The organism is Acinetobacter sp. ESBL14 (assembly GCF_036668815.1).
Classification (GTDB): domain Bacteria; phylum Pseudomonadota; class Gammaproteobacteria; order Pseudomonadales; family Moraxellaceae; genus Acinetobacter; species Acinetobacter gyllenbergii.
In genome coordinates, this window is record NZ_JAZEVS010000001.1 from 838,208 (window position 1) to 855,532 (window position 17,325).

The 17,325-nt window shown below is 42.6% G+C and carries 15 protein-coding genes; 9 read left to right on the plus strand and 6 right to left on the minus strand.

Annotated features, from left to right (window positions below; translation table 11 throughout):
• The first annotated feature begins 67 nt into the window (after positions 1-67).
• Together V6E90_RS04055 and V6E90_RS04060 are read left to right on the plus strand one after the other, a co-directional pair.
• Positions 68-604: an ureidoglycolate lyase gene (locus V6E90_RS04055; protein ID WP_332604585.1), complete on the plus strand. Its 537-nt coding sequence runs from the start codon at positions 68-70 to the stop codon at positions 602-604.
• Between the two features lie 150 nt (positions 605-754).
• Complete coding sequence (locus tag V6E90_RS04060; protein WP_332604586.1) at positions 755-1,546, plus strand: hypothetical protein; 792 nt, start codon at positions 755-757, stop codon at positions 1,544-1,546.
• Between the two features lie 52 nt (positions 1,547-1,598).
• Here V6E90_RS04060 and V6E90_RS04065 read toward each other — a convergent pair whose 3' ends face one another.
• Positions 1,599-2,612, minus strand: a complete 1,014-nt coding sequence (locus tag V6E90_RS04065; protein WP_065342281.1) for an isopenicillin N synthase family dioxygenase — start codon at positions 2,610-2,612, stop codon at positions 1,599-1,601.
• A 365-nt stretch (positions 2,613-2,977) separates the two neighbouring features.
• Between V6E90_RS04065 and V6E90_RS04070 the strand changes: the two genes are divergently transcribed.
• The 5 genes from V6E90_RS04070 (at position 2,978) to V6E90_RS04090 (ending at position 8,003) form a co-directional block, all read left to right on the plus strand.
• Positions 2,978-3,433: a hypothetical protein gene (locus V6E90_RS04070; protein WP_332604587.1), complete on the plus strand. Its 456-nt coding sequence runs from the start codon at positions 2,978-2,980 to the stop codon at positions 3,431-3,433.
• A gap of 440 nt (positions 3,434-3,873) precedes the next feature.
• Positions 3,874-4,866, plus strand: a complete 993-nt coding sequence (locus tag V6E90_RS04075) for an ABC transporter substrate-binding protein (RefSeq protein ID WP_332604588.1) — start codon at positions 3,874-3,876, stop codon at positions 4,864-4,866.
• A 77-nt stretch (positions 4,867-4,943) separates the two neighbouring features.
• Positions 4,944-5,765, plus strand: a complete 822-nt coding sequence (locus tag V6E90_RS04080) for an ABC transporter ATP-binding protein (protein WP_332604589.1) — start codon at positions 4,944-4,946, stop codon at positions 5,763-5,765.
• Entirely contained in the window at positions 5,758-6,552 is a 795-nt protein-coding gene (locus tag V6E90_RS04085) for an ABC transporter permease (protein WP_016542927.1), read from the plus strand. Before V6E90_RS04080 ends, V6E90_RS04085 begins: the two co-directional genes overlap by 8 nt.
• Positions 6,549-8,003 carry an amidohydrolase family protein gene (locus V6E90_RS04090; protein WP_332604590.1) on the plus strand — a complete coding sequence of 485 codons (1,455 nt, stop codon included), beginning with the start codon at positions 6,549-6,551 and terminating at the stop codon, positions 8,001-8,003. Before V6E90_RS04085 ends, V6E90_RS04090 begins: the two co-directional genes overlap by 4 nt.
• A 239-nt stretch (positions 8,004-8,242) precedes the next feature.
• On the opposite strand, the gene V6E90_RS04095 is transcribed toward V6E90_RS04090, so the two are convergent.
• The 5 genes from V6E90_RS04095 to V6E90_RS04115 form a co-directional block, all read right to left on the minus strand.
• Positions 8,243-9,421: an OmpA family protein gene (locus tag V6E90_RS04095; RefSeq protein ID WP_332604591.1), complete on the minus strand. Its 1,179-nt coding sequence runs from the start codon at positions 9,419-9,421 to the stop codon at positions 8,243-8,245.
• A 145-nt stretch (positions 9,422-9,566) separates the two neighbouring features.
• Positions 9,567-9,809, minus strand: a complete 243-nt coding sequence (locus V6E90_RS04100; RefSeq protein WP_016542930.1) for a zinc ribbon domain-containing protein — start codon at positions 9,807-9,809, stop codon at positions 9,567-9,569.
• A 243-nt stretch (positions 9,810-10,052) separates the two neighbouring features.
• Positions 10,053-10,616: a dihydrofolate reductase family protein gene (locus tag V6E90_RS04105; protein WP_442881244.1), complete on the minus strand. Its 564-nt coding sequence runs from the start codon at positions 10,614-10,616 to the stop codon at positions 10,053-10,055.
• Between the two features lie 100 nt (positions 10,617-10,716).
• On the minus strand, positions 10,717-11,667 hold the full coding sequence (gene puuE, locus V6E90_RS04110) for an allantoinase PuuE (protein ID WP_332604592.1): 951 nt from the start codon (positions 11,665-11,667) through the stop codon (positions 10,717-10,719).
• A gap of 127 nt (positions 11,668-11,794) precedes the next feature.
• On the minus strand, positions 11,795-12,727 hold the full coding sequence (locus V6E90_RS04115) for a LysR family transcriptional regulator (RefSeq protein WP_332604593.1): 933 nt from the start codon (positions 12,725-12,727) through the stop codon (positions 11,795-11,797).
• Between the two features lie 165 nt (positions 12,728-12,892).
• Here V6E90_RS04115 and V6E90_RS04120 point away from each other — a divergent pair, with 165 nt between their 5' ends.
• A complete protein-coding gene (locus V6E90_RS04120; protein ID WP_262758594.1) occupies positions 12,893-13,948 on the plus strand; it encodes an aromatic ring-hydroxylating oxygenase subunit alpha in 1,056 nt (351 codons plus the stop codon).
• Between the two features lie 274 nt (positions 13,949-14,222).
• Complete coding sequence (locus V6E90_RS04125; RefSeq protein ID WP_332604594.1) at positions 14,223-17,312, plus strand: type VI secretion system Vgr family protein; 3,090 nt, start codon at positions 14,223-14,225, stop codon at positions 17,310-17,312.
• Positions 17,313-17,325: the final 13 nt, after the last annotated feature.

Genomic DNA, 17,325 nt, shown 5'->3' on the forward strand with positions numbered 1-17,325 from the left:
AGCGCAAAAGTTGTCTTGCGCGACAGTGTTGCTCACGCGATGCAACTGATCTAAAGAGAATCAACCTATGCATGAAAAGAATATTGAAATTCGGCCTTTAACTCAAGACAGTTTTGCTGCTTTTGGGGATGTGATTGAAAAGAGCAACAAAGACTTTATTCCAATTAATCAGGGGCTCACTGAACGCTATCACGCCTTATCTCTGGCACAGGTCTCAGGGGATCAAGTCGCCGTAGGAATGAGCATTTTTCATAATCTGTTTGCAACTTCGATTCCATTTCAGATTGAGATGTTAGAACGACATCCTTATGGTTCACAGTCTTTTATTCCATTACAGCAACAGAAGTTTATTGTTGTTGTGGCGTTGCCTTTTGATCAAGCGCGACCTGATGAGCAACGGATTCAAGCTTTTATCAGCAATGGGCAGCAGGGTGTTACCTATCATCAAGGGGTATGGCATCATCCTTTAATTACTTTGGAAGCAGATAGTGATTTTCTGGTCGTAGATCGTATTGGGGGTGGCAGTAATTGTGATGTCCATCATTTATCTCACATCTGTTGGATTACTGAAGCTTTAGTACAGTCAGAGATCGTGAATCTCTGACTGTATAAATTTTATAAAAAGAAGATATGTACATTTAAAATGTTGGAAGGTCGTTCATTTTAATTTAAAATTCTCGATCCTATGAATATTCGCGTATCTTTATTATTTTCTAATTAAGATTTTTATATAAAACATAAATATTGATTTTCTATGTCAACAAAACGTTATGTAGCAAGAGAATTGCTTGAGCAGTACACAAAGCAAAAGAAGCAAGAAAAATTAGAACAAAGGCGCTTAGCGCTTGAACAACGAGCTAAAGAAAAAAGACAGGCGAAAATACATATTAGCCTTTTGATTATTGTATTCATTTTACCGTTATTTTTATTTCCAGCATATCCACGCAATGAGTGGCAGTATGAGATTTATCGTCATATTACAGAGCAGATGTTGATTACGGTGGGAACCAAAGGTCCTCTGCCATTTTTTACTATTCTTTCAAGTATTTATTATACGATTATAACATCTGTTTTCGGCGGTTATTTGTGTTTTCTATTTATTAAGAGAGTGGGTTTGGGCAAGGTGTTTCAGGAAAAAATTTATAGTAAATTTTTTCAGGCCGAGTTTGATGCATCGAAGAAATATCCATGGCTGGAGAAACCATTAATTAAAAAAACGATTGTTTCAGGGATGTTTTTCTTTTGTTTTTTAATGGGTATGATCCATTTTCTTTTGGATGATATTTCCTTTCAGGATGGTAGCCGTAGAGGTGCGCTTATCCAGTTAAGTTATAATTATCGGATTGGTGTGCTTTTATGGGAAAGTGCTTTTAGTGTCTTTACGATATTCCCATTTTTCTATTTCGGTTTTTTATTCATTTATCTTGTTAACTATTTTTTCCGAGGATTAGGTACTGGAAAAATTATTATGCCCCCAAAAAAGACACCTAAAAAAACCAAGAATAGATCTAGAAAAAGATCAGAAACGAGAAAAATAATTCGATAATTGTCTAATAGCAGACAGAGACAATTTGCCTCTGTCTACAATGAATCAACGATTAGTATTTCCCTTTAAAATTTGCACTAATTCTTTGTTTTAAATATTCCTTCGCTGTAATTGCTGGATATTTCTGTTGTGGGCTTTCAATCAGCACATCTTCATTGGCTTGGCAGAAGAAGGCGAGGCTATAACGTGCGCCTTGATATTCATCTGCTTCTGGATTTTTGACACGGTGGAAATTAGATGGCAATTGATCATCACTCCAACGCATCAACATATCGCCGATATTACAGGTGATGACATCATCCCGTGGTTCGATACTGGTCCATTGCTGTTGTTCCATATCTTTACCTGGACAGACTTGCAGACCACCTTGACCATTCCGTTGGAATAATAAGGTTAAACAATCAAAATCGGTATGTGCGCCTGCACGCCATAGACCTAATTGATCTTTTAAAGCTGGATCAATGGCATAGTAATGCAGCATTCTTAAAGTGCTTTGATAACTGTCTTGTTCAGGATCATGGGCAAGGCTAAAGAAATTATCGGCAAAACCCAGTTTATAAGCAAAACAGGAGAGTATTTTCATACCCACATGCCAACACGCCTGTTCAAATTCAAGCATGGTATTTTTAAAGTCAGGTAGCTCTTGCTCTGTTGGATAAAGCCCATCCATACGTGGACGAGTAATTTGGTAGGATTCTTTTTGGTCTGGGGTACTGGTCGATGGACGGACTTGGGCCTTACTTTCCCAACCTGCATTTCGATGGAGTGGGTAGCGTGCTTTGACTGGTTCAGGCAAAGCAAAAAACTGTTGTGTCATGTCAAATGCAGTTTGAATCTGCTCAAGCGGAATACCATGATGCGAGACCTGAAAGAAACCAATATCAGTGGCAGCCGCCCAGAGTTGTTCCGCAATTTCATATTTACGTTGTTCAAAGTCAGATAAATCAATTACTCGAACTTCGCGTTCAAAAGTTTCTTGACCCAAAGCCCCCATACGCGCTTCTTTTTGCAGTTCTTCTAAGCTGTAGTCATGTTCAGCGATTGGAGTCATATTGGCGCTATTCATATTTCAACCTCATCTTTTGGATAAACCGTGACCCAATCAAATAGATTGAAAGAGACGGGGTCACATTCAAAAAAGAGCCGCACTTTTTCCATAAGAGAAAGCTTTATAAAAAAGTGAGCTGATTTCTGAGCAATGACCCACATAGCAGTCGATGTAACTGACTATGCTGAACGCTTCTACTCTGACAGAAAGAATGAAGCACTTTTTGTGCCAGTTTATAAAGTGAAATAGATTGATGCTAAGATTGGTCTGAATTTTGAGTTATGTTGAATGGTTTAGTTCGGGGTGTGTTTCATTTAAATATAAGGCGTCAATCGGGCGTAGAATAAAACCAAGAGCTAGGCTATCTGCAATACAGGACAGTAATGAGTGTATTTAATCGGCATACAATAAATTGCCCACCATTTGGATTATTGAAATATGGCAGTGCACATTGGCTGAGAGAGGTTGAACTTGATGCATTCGAAGGGATGCTTCGGGTTATTGTTCGAGCAAAACGTGATGGTCCAACAGATGCGCAGATTGCAGCAATGACGCGTTTGCTTTCTGATGTTGCGACCATCAAGACATTGGCAAGTAAGGCAATGGTTGATGTTTTTGTGGATTGTGAACTTCTTCCAAGCGACTTTGGTTCTGATGTGCATCATATCTGGCAGTATCTTTCCCCTTGTGAAATAGAGGTCTCCGATGAAAATTATTTTGGCAGTGGCGATAATCGGATCAATATAATGATTCTTTTTGAGTCACCACAACATTTGGATTTTTTACCCGCTATAGTGACGATTGATGGGTACTTTGAGGAATGTATTTCGGGAACTTGATGGCGACTTATTTTTTTAAATCTAATTTCAGAATGATTGTCGACATGTAACCTCGTTATTTAAAAGATCAATTTATTCGGTCGCATAGTTCATTTAGAGTGCATCTGTACTTACTTAACGCACCATTAAACTGCATACAAAACCAAAGACTCAATGTAGTTGATTCACCTAAAAACAACTAATAATAAATCCAACCTAGAGAATTGCTATAAAAAACAAGATCAAATCAATCTTGGCACAGAGCTTGCTAAATCATGATTGAGTATAAGCGGTCAGTATGTTGCAAACATACGGGACATTGCTCTACAGCGTTTGCTGTTCCTCTTTTGGGGACAAAGCCAATTGATTTTTTGGTTTTGAGAGAAATGTGTAGCTTATACATTGATTGACCCCCTAAAAAGAATAGCAAGATGAATCCATACAGATTTAGGGGTCTTAATATGAATATTCAGCACTATGTGGGCAAAGGGCGACGTACTGTTATCGCGGGCGCGTTATTGGGGCTAGGTACAGTGCTCAGCTCAACCAGTTTTGCAGCCGATAAACTGGTTTTACAAACCACTTGGTTTGCACAAGCCGAGCAAGGGGGATATTACCAAGCATTGGCACAAGGAATTTATAAAAAATACGGGCTTGATGTCGATATTAAAATTGGTGGCCCACAGGTCAATAACATGACCTTATTATTGTCAAAACGTGCCGACATTATTATTAATTATGATCTACAGGTCTTAAAAGGCATCGAAAGTAACTTTCCCATCAAAGCGGTGGCAGCACCATTTCAATTTGATCCACAAGGTGTGTTAACTCACAGCGATGTAAAGTCTTTGGCCGATCTCAAAAGCAAAACCATTCTAGTCTCGACCAGCGGACAAGCAAGCTGGTGGCCTTGGTTAAAAGGCAAATATAAATTAGATGCCGCGCAGGCACGCCCTTATACCTTCAATATGCAGCCATTTTTAGCAGGAAAAAATGTAGTACAGCAGGCCTATGCCACCTCGGAAGTCTTTCAGGCGAAAAAAGTAGAACCATCAAGTAATTTCTTTTTATTTGCTGATGCGGGGTATCCAGCCTATGGCGGCATTTTAGTGACTCGCAATGATGTCATTCAAAATAAAGCTGATGTACTGCGCCGTTTTGTTCAGGCATCGATGGAAGGATGGAAAAACTATTTAGCTGATCCACGTTTGGGCAATAGCATCATTAAAAAAGAAAACCCGAATATGAATGATGAACTGCTGACTTTTGCAGTAGGACAAATGCGCAAATTAAAACTGATTGATGGCGGCGATGCCAAGACCCAAGGCATTGGGATCATGACAGACGCACGTTGGAAAGCAACCCGAGATTTTATGGTGAACGCAGGTTTACTCAAAACCCAAACCAATTGGAAAGCCGCTTATACCACGCAGTTTGTTAAAGCTGCCAAATAATCTTAGATACTTGCCTGAAAAGTAAGTCAGGGTGAAAGGGTGAACAAAATAGGGCACTCGCACGAAGGGGAAACCACATGAATTCTGCTTTACCAATTGATACACCAATACATGAATCTTCAACCTTTATCATGCCGATGATTATGGCGAGAGGGGTTGAAAAAACTTATCCCAATGGCACCAATGCCTTACAGCGATTAGATTTAAATATTGCCCGCGGTGAAATTGTTTCATTACTTGGACCATCAGGCTGCGGTAAAAGTACCTTGCTAAAAATGTTTGCCGATCTGGAACAGCCTTCAGCAGGTTTGGTGCGCTGGAATGGCAAGGCTGAAATGCAATCTCAATGTAAAATGGCCATGGTGTTTCAGGAAGCAACACTGATGCCGTGGGCCAATATTGAAGACAATGTGCGTTTACCTTTGGATTTACAGCATATTGCCAAATCAACCAGTACACCCAAAGTCCAAGCTGCTTTAAAAGCCGTTGGTTTAGAAAAATTCGGCAAAGTTTATCCGCGTGAACTTTCGGGTGGAATGCAAATGCGTGCCTCTTTGGCCAGAGCTTTGGTGACTGAACCTGATCTATTACAGATGGATGAACCTTTTGGCGCATTGGATGAGTTTACACGCCATAAATTGGATAGTGATATCCGTCAATTATGGTCAGAACGAGATCTCACGGTGGTATTTGTCACGCATAGTATTTACGAAGCGGTGTATCTGTCTTCAAGGGTCATTGTGATGGGTGCACGACCAGGACGTGTAGTGGCGGATTTAAATATTAATGGGCCTTATCAACGCGATGAGTCTTTCCGAAGCTCAGACATTTTTATTCAACAATGTTCGCATCTATCGCAATTATTGGCTGAGGCAAGCGGAGGGCATGCTCATGATTAAACCATTGCTACAACATCCAACCGTACAACGTATTGCCGCTCCACTTGGGCTTGGTCTGATTTTTCTCATGTTTTGGCAACTGAGTTTTCAACAACTGGAAGTGCCTGTTTATGTCGTACCTAAACCTAGTGATATTGTGATGGCGCTGATTAATCAGTCTAGTGTGCTATTCAGTAGTTTATGGGTAACTTTAAAAATCACTTTATTGGCTTTTGTCTGCGCTGTGATCATTGGCACATTGATCGCTTTTGTATTTGTACAAAGTCGTGTGCTCGAAGCCTGTTTTATGCCGTATGCCATTTTATTTCAGGTCACACCGATTGTTGCAATCGCACCTCTGGTCATCATCTGGATTCAAAATACCACTTTGGCTTTGGTGGTGTGTGCCATGTTAGTCGCGGTTTTTCCAATACTGACCAATACCACCTTGGGTCTGCGTAGTGTCAATAAAGGTTTGCTCAATCTTTTTCAAATCAATAAAGCCAGTCGCTGGCAAATTCTAATGCGTTTACGTGTGCCGAATGCTTTGCCTTATTTCTTTGGTGGCTTACGGATTTCCTGTGGCTTGGCGTTAATCGGTGCTGTAGTTTCCGAGTTTGTTGCAGGTGCGGGTGGCACCAGTGCAGGCTTGGCTTATCAAATCTTACAAGCAGGATTTCAGTTGGATTTACCCTTGATGTTTGCTGCATTATTCCTGATTACCTGTACGGGTCTGGGCTTATTTGTCGTCATGTCTTTATTAAGCCAGTTGTTTTTAAGCAAATGGCATGAGAGTGAGCAAGTATGAGTTCAGTGACTTTAAATAATAGCTATTTAATTCAAAATGCCCATGCCATTTTGACAGGATTATCTGGAGATGCAGCACGCTGCTCATCTACTGATATCCGCATCCAATCAGGACAAATTACGGAAATAGGGCGGTTGAGCGCTCAGCCGAATGAGCAGATTGTCGATGCCAAAGATTGTGTGATTTACCCAGCATGGGTGAATACCCATCATCATTTATTTCAGTCTTTACTCAAGGGTGAACTACAAGGACTGAATCAAAGCCTGACCTCATGGCTTGCCAGTACGCCGTATCGATTTCGTGGTGCATTTGATGAGGCGACTTTTCGGATTGCAGTGCGTATTGGCTTAATTGAATTATTACGTTCAGGTTGTGCAACGGTAGCAGACCATCATTATTTATATTGGCCACAAATGCCGTTTGATGGTGCTGCAATTTTATTTGATGAAGCCGAAAAATTGGGTATGCGCTTTGTGTTGTGTCGCGGTGGTGCAACCTTAACGCGTGGTTTGGAAAGTGAGTTACCTCAAGCCTTACGTCCAGAGAAATTTGAAGACTATATAGCGGATATTGAGCGTTTGGTGCAGCACTATCATCAGCCAGATTCAAATGCTTTCCGAAAAATCGTGATGGCACCCACTTCAACTTTGCATTCGACCACAGCACAGCAGTTGCGTGAAAGTGCCAAAATCGCCAGACAATTGGGGATTCGGATGCATAGTCATTTATCCGAAACAGTGGATTATCTGGATGCAGCTAGAGCCAAGTTTGCTATGACCCCAGTCCAATTCTGTGCTGAACAGGACTGGATTGGCAGTGATGTGTGGTTTGCCCATTTGGTAAAATTATTGCCAGAAGAAATTCAGTTGTTGGGCCAAACTCAAACAGGAATCGCACACTGTCCGCAGAGTAATGCTCGTTTGGGTAGCGGTATTGCTGATCTGGTTGCTCTGGAACAGGCAGGCATGACCATTTCGATTGGGGTGGATGGTGCGGGTTCCAATGAAGCCGCAGATATGTTGTCAGAAACCCATGCCGCTTGGTTATTACAGCGGGCCAGAAAAGGGATGTTGGCGACACCACAATATGAGGGAGGAGAATTTGAAGGTGGTGCAGATGCTGCTAGTATTGAGGATGTGATCCGTTGGGGAACGGTGGGTGGTGCGAAAATCTTGGGACTCGATCAAATCGGTACAATTGAGGTGGGGCAACAGGCTGACTTGGTCATTTATCAGTTAGATGATCCTCGTTATTTTGGCTTGCATGATATGGCGATTGGACCTGTGGCAAGTGGCGGACGTGCGCATATTAAGGCGATGTTTGTAGCAGGGAAAATGGTGATGGAAAATGATCAGATTCCTGATCTGGATATGATGGAGTTGGCTTGGCAAGCTAAGCAAGCGGTGAAGCTGTTACAACAGCGAAGTATGGAAATGGCGAAAATAGCCTAAGCTAAAGATGAGATATTGTAGCAGGGGAAACTCATCGCATTTGCGGGTATCTTTAAGTATTCATTCAACTAAGTCCAGCGAGTAATAAAAAAACCTAGGCATATCATCAGTTGCCAGATTGGAATCTATTATAGACAAGATACAAGGTTTTATCGTTCATCAAATGCGCATTGCAATACTGAGCTATTGCAATACGCTTACGAGCATAAAACGTGACCATTGTTGGCCCGCTAGCATCATCAAGTACGCACGAAGATTTCCACCCGCCTGTTCAACTGTCGGCCAGCAGCGTTGTCTTGACCGCTGACCTCGTTGGGCGCTACTGGCTGCGACTCGCCGTAACCACGCGTGCTGGCATCGGTTGCAGCACCACGCTGGCGCAAGGCCATGCCCACGGATTTGGCACGGTGCTCGGACAAATCCAGATTATAGGCATCACTGCCCTTGGCATCAGTATGACCACGAATTTCGATTGCCTTGGCTGGCACTTTCTGCAAGGCCATGGCCAAGGTGTCCAGCACCTTGGCTGCGTCAGGACGGATATCTGACTTGTCGAAATCAAACAACACTTGATCACTGAGAGTGATGATGAACCCGCATGGCGCGCCTGATGGGGCGAATTTTTTTAACGGTGGAAACTTGCCAGCTGGAGCGACCTTGGGAATTGGTGCCATTTTCACTTGACGTGCTGGTGTGCCAATGCTGCCATTGCCTTTACCGTCGTTGCTCACCAACCCGTGTGGACCGTTCCATGTACCGCTGCCGTCGGCGTTGATGGTGACGATGCCTTGTGGGCCATTCCAACTGCCTGAACCATCACCTTGGTTGCGAATCACCCCGTGGCCGCCGTTCCAAGTACCACCGCCTTTGCCGTCCAGCACGATGATGCCGTACTTGCCGTTATATGTGCCCGAACCGTCTGCCTCGACCGAGATGATCCCATCGTCAGCGCCAACGTCGCCATTGCCGTTGATTGTGCCACTGCCATCGGCGTTGATGACGATGACACCGCCTTCGTAGTTGGCGGTACCACTGCCGTCTGCGTCGATATGGAAGATGCCTTCATCACCGTTGCGCGACAGATTGCCTTGCGCATCCATGCTGGTAATGCCCGCATCGTTGACTAATGCGCCGTCGGTAGTACAGTTGGCGGGCTTGACACTGATGCCAGCCACTGGGTCAATAATATCTTGCATCGATGTTTCCAGCGCTCGCTGGGCTGGGCCGATACCGACGATCTCTGGCACGACGATCTGCGGAATTACTGGGAAGTCGACATCCCCAGCGGACTTGGCTGCGACTTTGGCTGTATTCGCAGTCGCATCATTGACCTTTTCCTCGTCAGCCGAGGGTGACTTCGTGCAGGAGCACGCGAGCAATGCTATTCCTAGCACCATGAATCTGTTCATTGAAAACATGTCTAATCACTCTACTTATATGTTGGCCGTATTTTGTTTTAATTAAGTCGATTTAAGTCCTTCGAATGCTTATCTTTGGCTACAATACTTATGTATACACCTGTATAACAATATGGCGATGTAGTTCTTTAATGAAGATATTTGATTAGCTATTGAGTGAAAGATAGGCAAATACCAGCACCGCTAGTCCGAACAGGAGTCGCGCGATCCAGGGCGTGACCAACCAAGCGCCGAGTGCCATGATGGCGCGGCTTAACACCTGCGGTGATTGCAATGTTCTTGGCTCGGGTGTGTTATGTTGCGTCTGCAGAGGATAACCGCAATGCGGGCAGGAGTTGGCTTGGGTCGAAACCTGACGGCTGCATTCGGGGCATGAAATAAGCGCCATAAGCATTCTTCCTTTTTAATTTTTCCTTTTTGGGTATTAAGAAATGTCGTATAAACGCATCTCATCGATTTGCAATCAGGTCATAAAATTGTATCAGTTCAATGATTGGAAAATTATTCCGAATAACCCATTTTATTCAACAAAGTTGGCTATTTAGATTGAGTTTTAGTGTTCCTCGATGACCTTAGTGCAATTTACTCGGTAGGTAAAACAGGCTGTTTAGAAGGTTCAAAATCCTGCCCATTAAATCGCTGTACTACGCTCAACGGTATAATGTAATTCAACCATACCTTCACCCATTTGATGAACAGAGTTTAGTTTAAGTGTTGGAGCAAGTGTTCTGCGGGGGAAAAGAGCTTTTCCTTTTGCAAGGGTAACTGAGCCAATTTGTATAATAAGCTCATCAAGCAAATTTGCATCATAGAACTGACCTGCCAATTCGCCACCGCCTACAATCCAGATATTCTTATCATCAATAATGGATTTTATTTCAGAATAAACAGGGCTAACTTCTCCTTGTACAAAATGGATATCTGCACCTTCAATCAAGGGTAGTTTACGACTGGAAAATACCCAAGTTGGCTGAGTATAAGGCCAAGCTGAACCTGTTTCGGCAGCAACTTGCTCTGCGTTATTCAATATCCATTCATAAGTTGCTGAGCCCATGACCAAAGCGCCAACATTTGCAATAAACGTGGGATAACTTGAGTTATCCAGTTCGCCTAATGCAAATAACCATTCTAAAGAATCATCTTCCGTTGCGATAAATCCATCTAGTGTACTCGCTGCAAAATATTGTACTTTCATCCTGATCATCTCCTTATTTTAAAGGAGTATCTTAAAACTTATTTTCTTTGGAAAAATTGTTTAAATCGGATATACGACACATGATGACGTTTTAAAAAGCCTAAGCTTGAAAAGGATGATGTCTATACCAATGCTCAGCAATCTGCTGACGGGTACAAATCCAGACCCGATCATGATTTTGTACATAATCCAAGAAGCGTTGCAGTGCCTTAAAGCGGGCAGGGCGTCCTAAAATTCGACAATGCATACCAATAGACAACATTTTCGGATGAGTTGCTCCCTCAGCATAGAGAACATCAAAAGCATCTTTTAAATATTCAAAAAAATCCTTACTACGATTAAAACCCGTAGGAGACGCAAACTTCATGTCATTGGTATCAAGTGTATAGGGAATAATTAAATGCGGGCGGGTTGCACCCGCTGCATTGCGGAGTGTTGTCCAAAAAGGTAAGTCATCGCCGTAATAATCACTGTCATATTGCACCTGATCATATTCCGCCAATAACTGACGGGTATTGGGGCTATCGCGGCCTGTATACCAACCCGTTGGCATTTCACCAAACAAATCTTTGAGGATGTGCATGGCTTCCGTCATATGTTGTTTCTCAGTTTCAATATCCATATTTTGATAATGAATCCAGCGCAAGCCATGCGATACCACATCATAGTGATGTTGTTTGATCGCTTCGACCACCAATGGATTCCGTTGCAAAGCCATTGCCACAGCAAAAATGGTCATGGGTAATTGGCGTTTGGCAAATTCCTGTTGAATGCGCCAGAAACCGACCCGTGAGCCATATTCATAAATCGAGTCCATCGAAAGATGCCGCGCAGGATAACTTTCTGCACCACTGATTTCAGACAAAAACTGCTCTGATCCTTCATCGCCATGCAGAATATGTTTTTCACCACCTTCTTCATAATTCAACACAAACTGCACCGCAATTTTCGCTTGATTGGGCCATTGGGCATGGGGTGGTTGATCGGCATAACCGACCATATCACGTGGATAATCTGCTGTTAAATGAGTGTCTGTATTGGGCCAAACCATAGCAATGCCTAAATCGTAAAAAGGTGAATCTTCACATCAACTTACCCGATTAAATCTTTGGGTGTCAAATACTATATTGATTTAAATCAATGGCTTGCGTGTTTTATTTTGGTGCAAAAATACCATGTTATTGATGAATATTCTTTAACATGCGCGATTTTAGTGCCTCCATCTCGATAATGATTTGATTCATCATGATTTGCGCAATCCGAGAAAGTTGCCGTTTTGGTGCAACACAAAGTGCAACGGTAATTGGATGTAGGCCATGGTCATTGATTGCTCTAAATTCAAACTCACCATTTTCAATATAAGGGGCAGCATCCAGATAACTCATAATGCTGATGCCTAAGTTCTGTCTGAGCAATGAAATCATCATATGGATATCATTGCACTCGATGGTATGACGTGGGTGAAAGTCCTGCTTTTTATATAAGGCCGTAACATGGTCATGAATAACCAAAGGCTCGGCAGGAACAATATGATTGAATTCCAGCGTATCGGAGAAGTAGATTTTTTCTTTATGGGCTAAAGGATGCTGTTTGGGAATCACGAAACCCAAGGGCATTTCAATAAAGGCGCTGATTTGTAATTGGTGCTGATGTTTAGGGTTCAGAATCAAACCAAAGTCGAGTTCAGCATTGATCACCAGATCCGCGATACGATCACTGTCCAAGACACGAACCTTAAAATTAATCCACGGATATTGCTCAACAATGGACTGCATCACCGCACTGACAAAGCTTTCACTCAGTGCTGCAATCATCCCAAAATCAATTGAACCGCGTTGTATACCTTGGATTTCATTCAAACGTTTCTGGGTGATTTGAAACTCTTTTTGCCAGCTGCGTAGATCGGCATAGAGTAATTCGCCAGCCAAAGTCAGCTTGAGTCCACTGGGTAATCGTTCAAATAAAGCCACGCCGAGTTCTTCTTCTGCCAGCACGATCTGCCGATGCACGGCGGAGACAGAAATAAACAGTTGATCGGCCGCTTTTCTTAAACTGCCTGTTTTGGCAACGGCAATAAAATAATCGGCAAAACGTGAAAATGGCAGCGCCATTGTAAACTCACTTGAGATAAAGCAGGTTTCAATACAAAAGCAATTTTAGTGCCTAGACTGTTCTAATTTTTAGAATGAGTCATGTAAATCATTCTAATAGACGAAAATAATGATCTATTCCACACTGCAAACAACAGCGGAAAGACGAAATCACGAGCACAGGATATGAACGCAATTCCATTCATCAATCTTCCAAATAAGCCATGCCATAGCCAATTTGATGATCAGGATTGGCAGATTCTTGCACAACATTGGTATCCCGTGGCACGTATTGAAGATGTGAGCAGCAAACCACAGCAAGTGACCTTATTGGATATGAATCTGGCTTTGTATAAGACCGAAACAGGGCAGATTCACTTGGCTCGGGATATTTGCCCACATCGTGGTGTGCCTTTGAGCAAAGGTTGGGTTGAAGGGGATACTTTGATCTGTCCTTATCATGGACTACATTTTAATGAGGATGGCAAATGCAGCAAAATTCCAGCGCAACCTGATTTAACTAAAATCTCGGAGCGTTTTTCCCTGACCAAGTTTCCTGTTGTTTTAAAATATGGATTGGTCTGGACCAGTATTCTCGGCAGAGATGAAAGTTTGGCGAATCTTCCTGTGTTAGAGACATGGGAGAGTGAGACACATCAAGCCATCTTGCCGCCGTCAGTCGATATTGCAGGTTCAAGTGGTCGTCAATTGGAAGGCTTTATTGATGTGGCACATTTTGCTTGGGTGCATCATCAGGCTTTTGCCGATCGAGATAATCCCGTCGTACCTAAATATTCGACTGAACGCACCGATTATGGCTTGCATACAAACTACACCAGCAATGTCAGCAACTATCCGCATGGTATGCAGCATTTAGCACCTGAGGATTTTTTATGGGAACGGATCTTTGATGTTTATCCGCCATTTTCAGCCGTGCTGACCATTCATTTTCCGAATGACGGGGTACTCAAGATTTTAAATGCCTGTTGTCCGATCTCGCATAATAAGACCCGTTTATTTGTACCGTTAACCCGTAATTTTGATACCACAGGTGATTTACAGGCAGTGTATGATTTTAATGCGCAGATTTTTGCTGAAGATCAAGAGATGGTAGAGGCGCAAAAGCCAGAAGAGTTACCTTTAGATATTAGTATGGAAGCACATTTTGAAGCAGATCGTTCTTCGACCATGTATCGCCGTATCTTGGCTGAATGGGGGTTAAGCAAACGCTATACGGTATAGACTTCAATCCCATTTTAGCTAGAAACGGATAATATACTTAGAAAAGTAAGGGTTGAAATGGGAGAAAGATAAGAATACATAATTTATGTGTTAGCACTCTATTTTTAAATCTTAGATATGAAAACTATTACGAGTTAGAAATATATTTTCAACATGAAATATTAAAATGCTAAACACATTATGACAATCTTATATGAATAGACAGAATTGTATAGACGATAAAATTGCATTCTGATTAATATGCATTAAATTTAATCAAATATTCTATGTACAGATGCTGAATAATATCTATCAAGCTTTAGAGAGTCTCGGCCTTACAGCACAAAAACGTGCAATCCATATTCAATTTTCCAATCAAGATTTAAATACTCAAGTCTTCCTACAGCGTATTGATGGTCAGCATCAACTGAATGATGGATTTAAGGCAGAACTGATCTGTCTGTCGACCAATGCGACCATTCCACTTAAACAATTTATTGGTAGCCAAGCGGCAATTGATACGGTGACCGATAATGGACAATTGACCCGTGTCACAGGGATTATTACTCAAGCCTTACAAGGGCAATCGGATGGTAGCCTAACTGTCTATAAGCTGACTTTAGAAGATCCCACCGCACTGTGGAAACAACGTCGTAACAGCCGCGTGTTTATGAACAAGAGCGTGCCTGATGTCGTGCAACTTATCTTCAAGGAGTGGCAGCAAAAGAGTTCCTTATTTGCATCAAGCTTAACTTTGGACTTAAGCGGACTGAGCCAGAACTATGATATCCGTCCTTTTATTATGCAATATAATCAATCAGATGAAGCATTTTTAACATCTTTGATGCGTAGCGAAGGGATTAGCTGGTTAATTGATGAAGCCGAGCGAATCGTTCCGCAAAGCAGTGCCGCGATTCAGCCGCAAAAACTACGCTTGATTGATGACAATAGCCAATACCAAGCGCTAGACAGAAGAACGATTCGTTACCACCGTAGCAGTGCCACCGAACAATACGACAGCATGACCAGTTTGGTTGGGCAACGCAGCTTACAACCGAGCAGCGTGCATGTACAACGTTGGCAAGCCGATGTACTGGAACAAGAAGATGGCGCAGGCAGTGTGCAGAGCACACATAAACACAGTGCTCAATATGACAATGCCAGTTTAGGTCTAGAACAGGCATGGCATTTCTCACCGGCATGGATGCAAGACCTGAATGGTGAAGATGGTGCAACCGCATCGGGCAATGCGCAGATCGAAAAACTGAATCAAAATCTCGGTCAATATTACGACTTACAATCCAAGCAATTTACAGCCCATACCACCGTCCGCGACACGCATGTGGGTTACTGGTTTGAATTGGCTGAACATCCTGAAATTGATCAACATGCTGGCAGCGATAAAGAATTCCTGATTACAGGCAAAAACTTCTATAACCAAAACAATTTGCCCAAAGATCTACATCAACAGATCAATCAATTATTAGCACAAAGTAATTGGCAGCCAACTCAATCTAATAACACAGAAGAACGCCAAGCCAATCAACTGACACTACAACGCCGCAGCATTAAAACCGTACCCGAATTTAATCCCTTGCAACACCGTCCAACAGCCTCACCGCAACGTGCCAAAGTGGTTGGGCCAAGCGGCGAAGAAATTCATGTGGATGAATGGGGGCGGATTAAAGTCCGTTTTCTCTTCACTCGGAATGACGACCATAGCCACGATGGTGGTGCGGGTGCCAATGACAATGACACGGACTCTGCTTGGGTTGATGTACTGACCCCTTGGGCAGGTGAAGGCTATGGTGCACGTTTCTTACCACGTATTGGAGAAATCGTGGTGATTGACTTCTTTGATGGCAATATTGACCGTCCATTTGTGGTGGGAAGAATTCATGAAGGCCAGCGTAGCCCGACCAAGTTTGATCAAGTAGGTAAGCTGCCAGACACCAAGAAACTGGCAGGAATTAAGTCTAAAGAGTATCAGGGCGAAGGTTTTAACCAACTGCGCTTTGATGACACCACGGGACAGATCAGCGCCCAGTTGCAAAGCAGTCATGCCGCCAGCCAACTGAATCTGGGTAAACTCAGTCATCCTAAAGACAAGGCTGAAAGTGAAGACCGAGGCGAAGGTTTTGAGCTACGCACCGACCAATGGGGTGCAGTACGGGCAGGCGATGGTTTATTGCTTTCCACCTATAAACAGGATCAAGCCCAAGGTGAGCATTTAGATACCGAAGAAACTCAGATACAACTAACAAGTAGTTTGAATAATGCTCAAGCTCTAAGTGAAGTTGCTAAGAACCAACAGACTGATGAAATTGAATCAGTTGAACAGTTAAAGGCATTCGCTGAGTACTTAGAAAAAAATGTAGCAAGTTTTAAAAAATCATTGCTATTACTGAACTCACCAGCAGGCATTGGCCTAAGCAGTAATGAGGACATTCATGTCTCTGCTGATGGGCAAATCAATCAATTCGCAGGTAACAGTATCAACCTGAGCACACAAAAAAACTTCATTGGTCATGCCTTGAACAAAGTCAGTTTATTTGCAATTCAGGGAAATTTTAATCTTGTGGCTGCACAGGGAAAGTTTAGTATTCAGGCCCAATCCAGCGCATTGGATGTATTGGCAAAACTTGGAGTTAGGATTGCGTCAACTGAAGATCGGATTGAAATTAGCAGCCCTAAAGAGGTGTTAATTACAGGAGCATCCTCACAAATTGCTTTAAATGGTTCGGGTATTTTTCCGAAAACTGGGGGGAAGTTTGAGAGCAAGGCAGGGCAGCATGTGTTTATGGCGGGTGAGAGTGCAAATCAAATGGCCCAACTCCCACAGGCAAAACCATTAAAAGGTGCACTTGAACTTTTGAAAAGTTATGGTGGCCAAGACTTCTTTCAAGATACGAGCTTTAAAGTTTTGGATTCACTCGGTAAACAGGTGTTAGGAAGACTGGATAAAAATGGATATGCAGTTGTAACTGGTATTGCACCCGGCCCTGCAAAAGTTGAGTTTGAACGAGATCTGCGAAGTGCTTGGGAAGAGAAAAGTCATTTTAGTGAGCGTGATTATACATGGTCAGATGAAATCATTAGTGGAATAACGGCTCATGTACAGAATGCACTTGATGGCATAGGACAAAATATGATGTCACAACTAAAAACTCAATTATTCTCAGGCCAGATCAGTAATCTCAAAGAAATGGGTAAACATGCATTACAGGATTTAGGTCAGCAGACCATCGCGCAATTTAAAGATCAGACGAGTCATTATGTTCTGAGTGCCATTTCATCTCAGCTTAATGCCAATTTATCCCTTGATCAGATCATGATGATGAAACAGATCGGAATAAACCCCAAAAGTTCCGTACAAGATGGATAAAAAACGAATTATC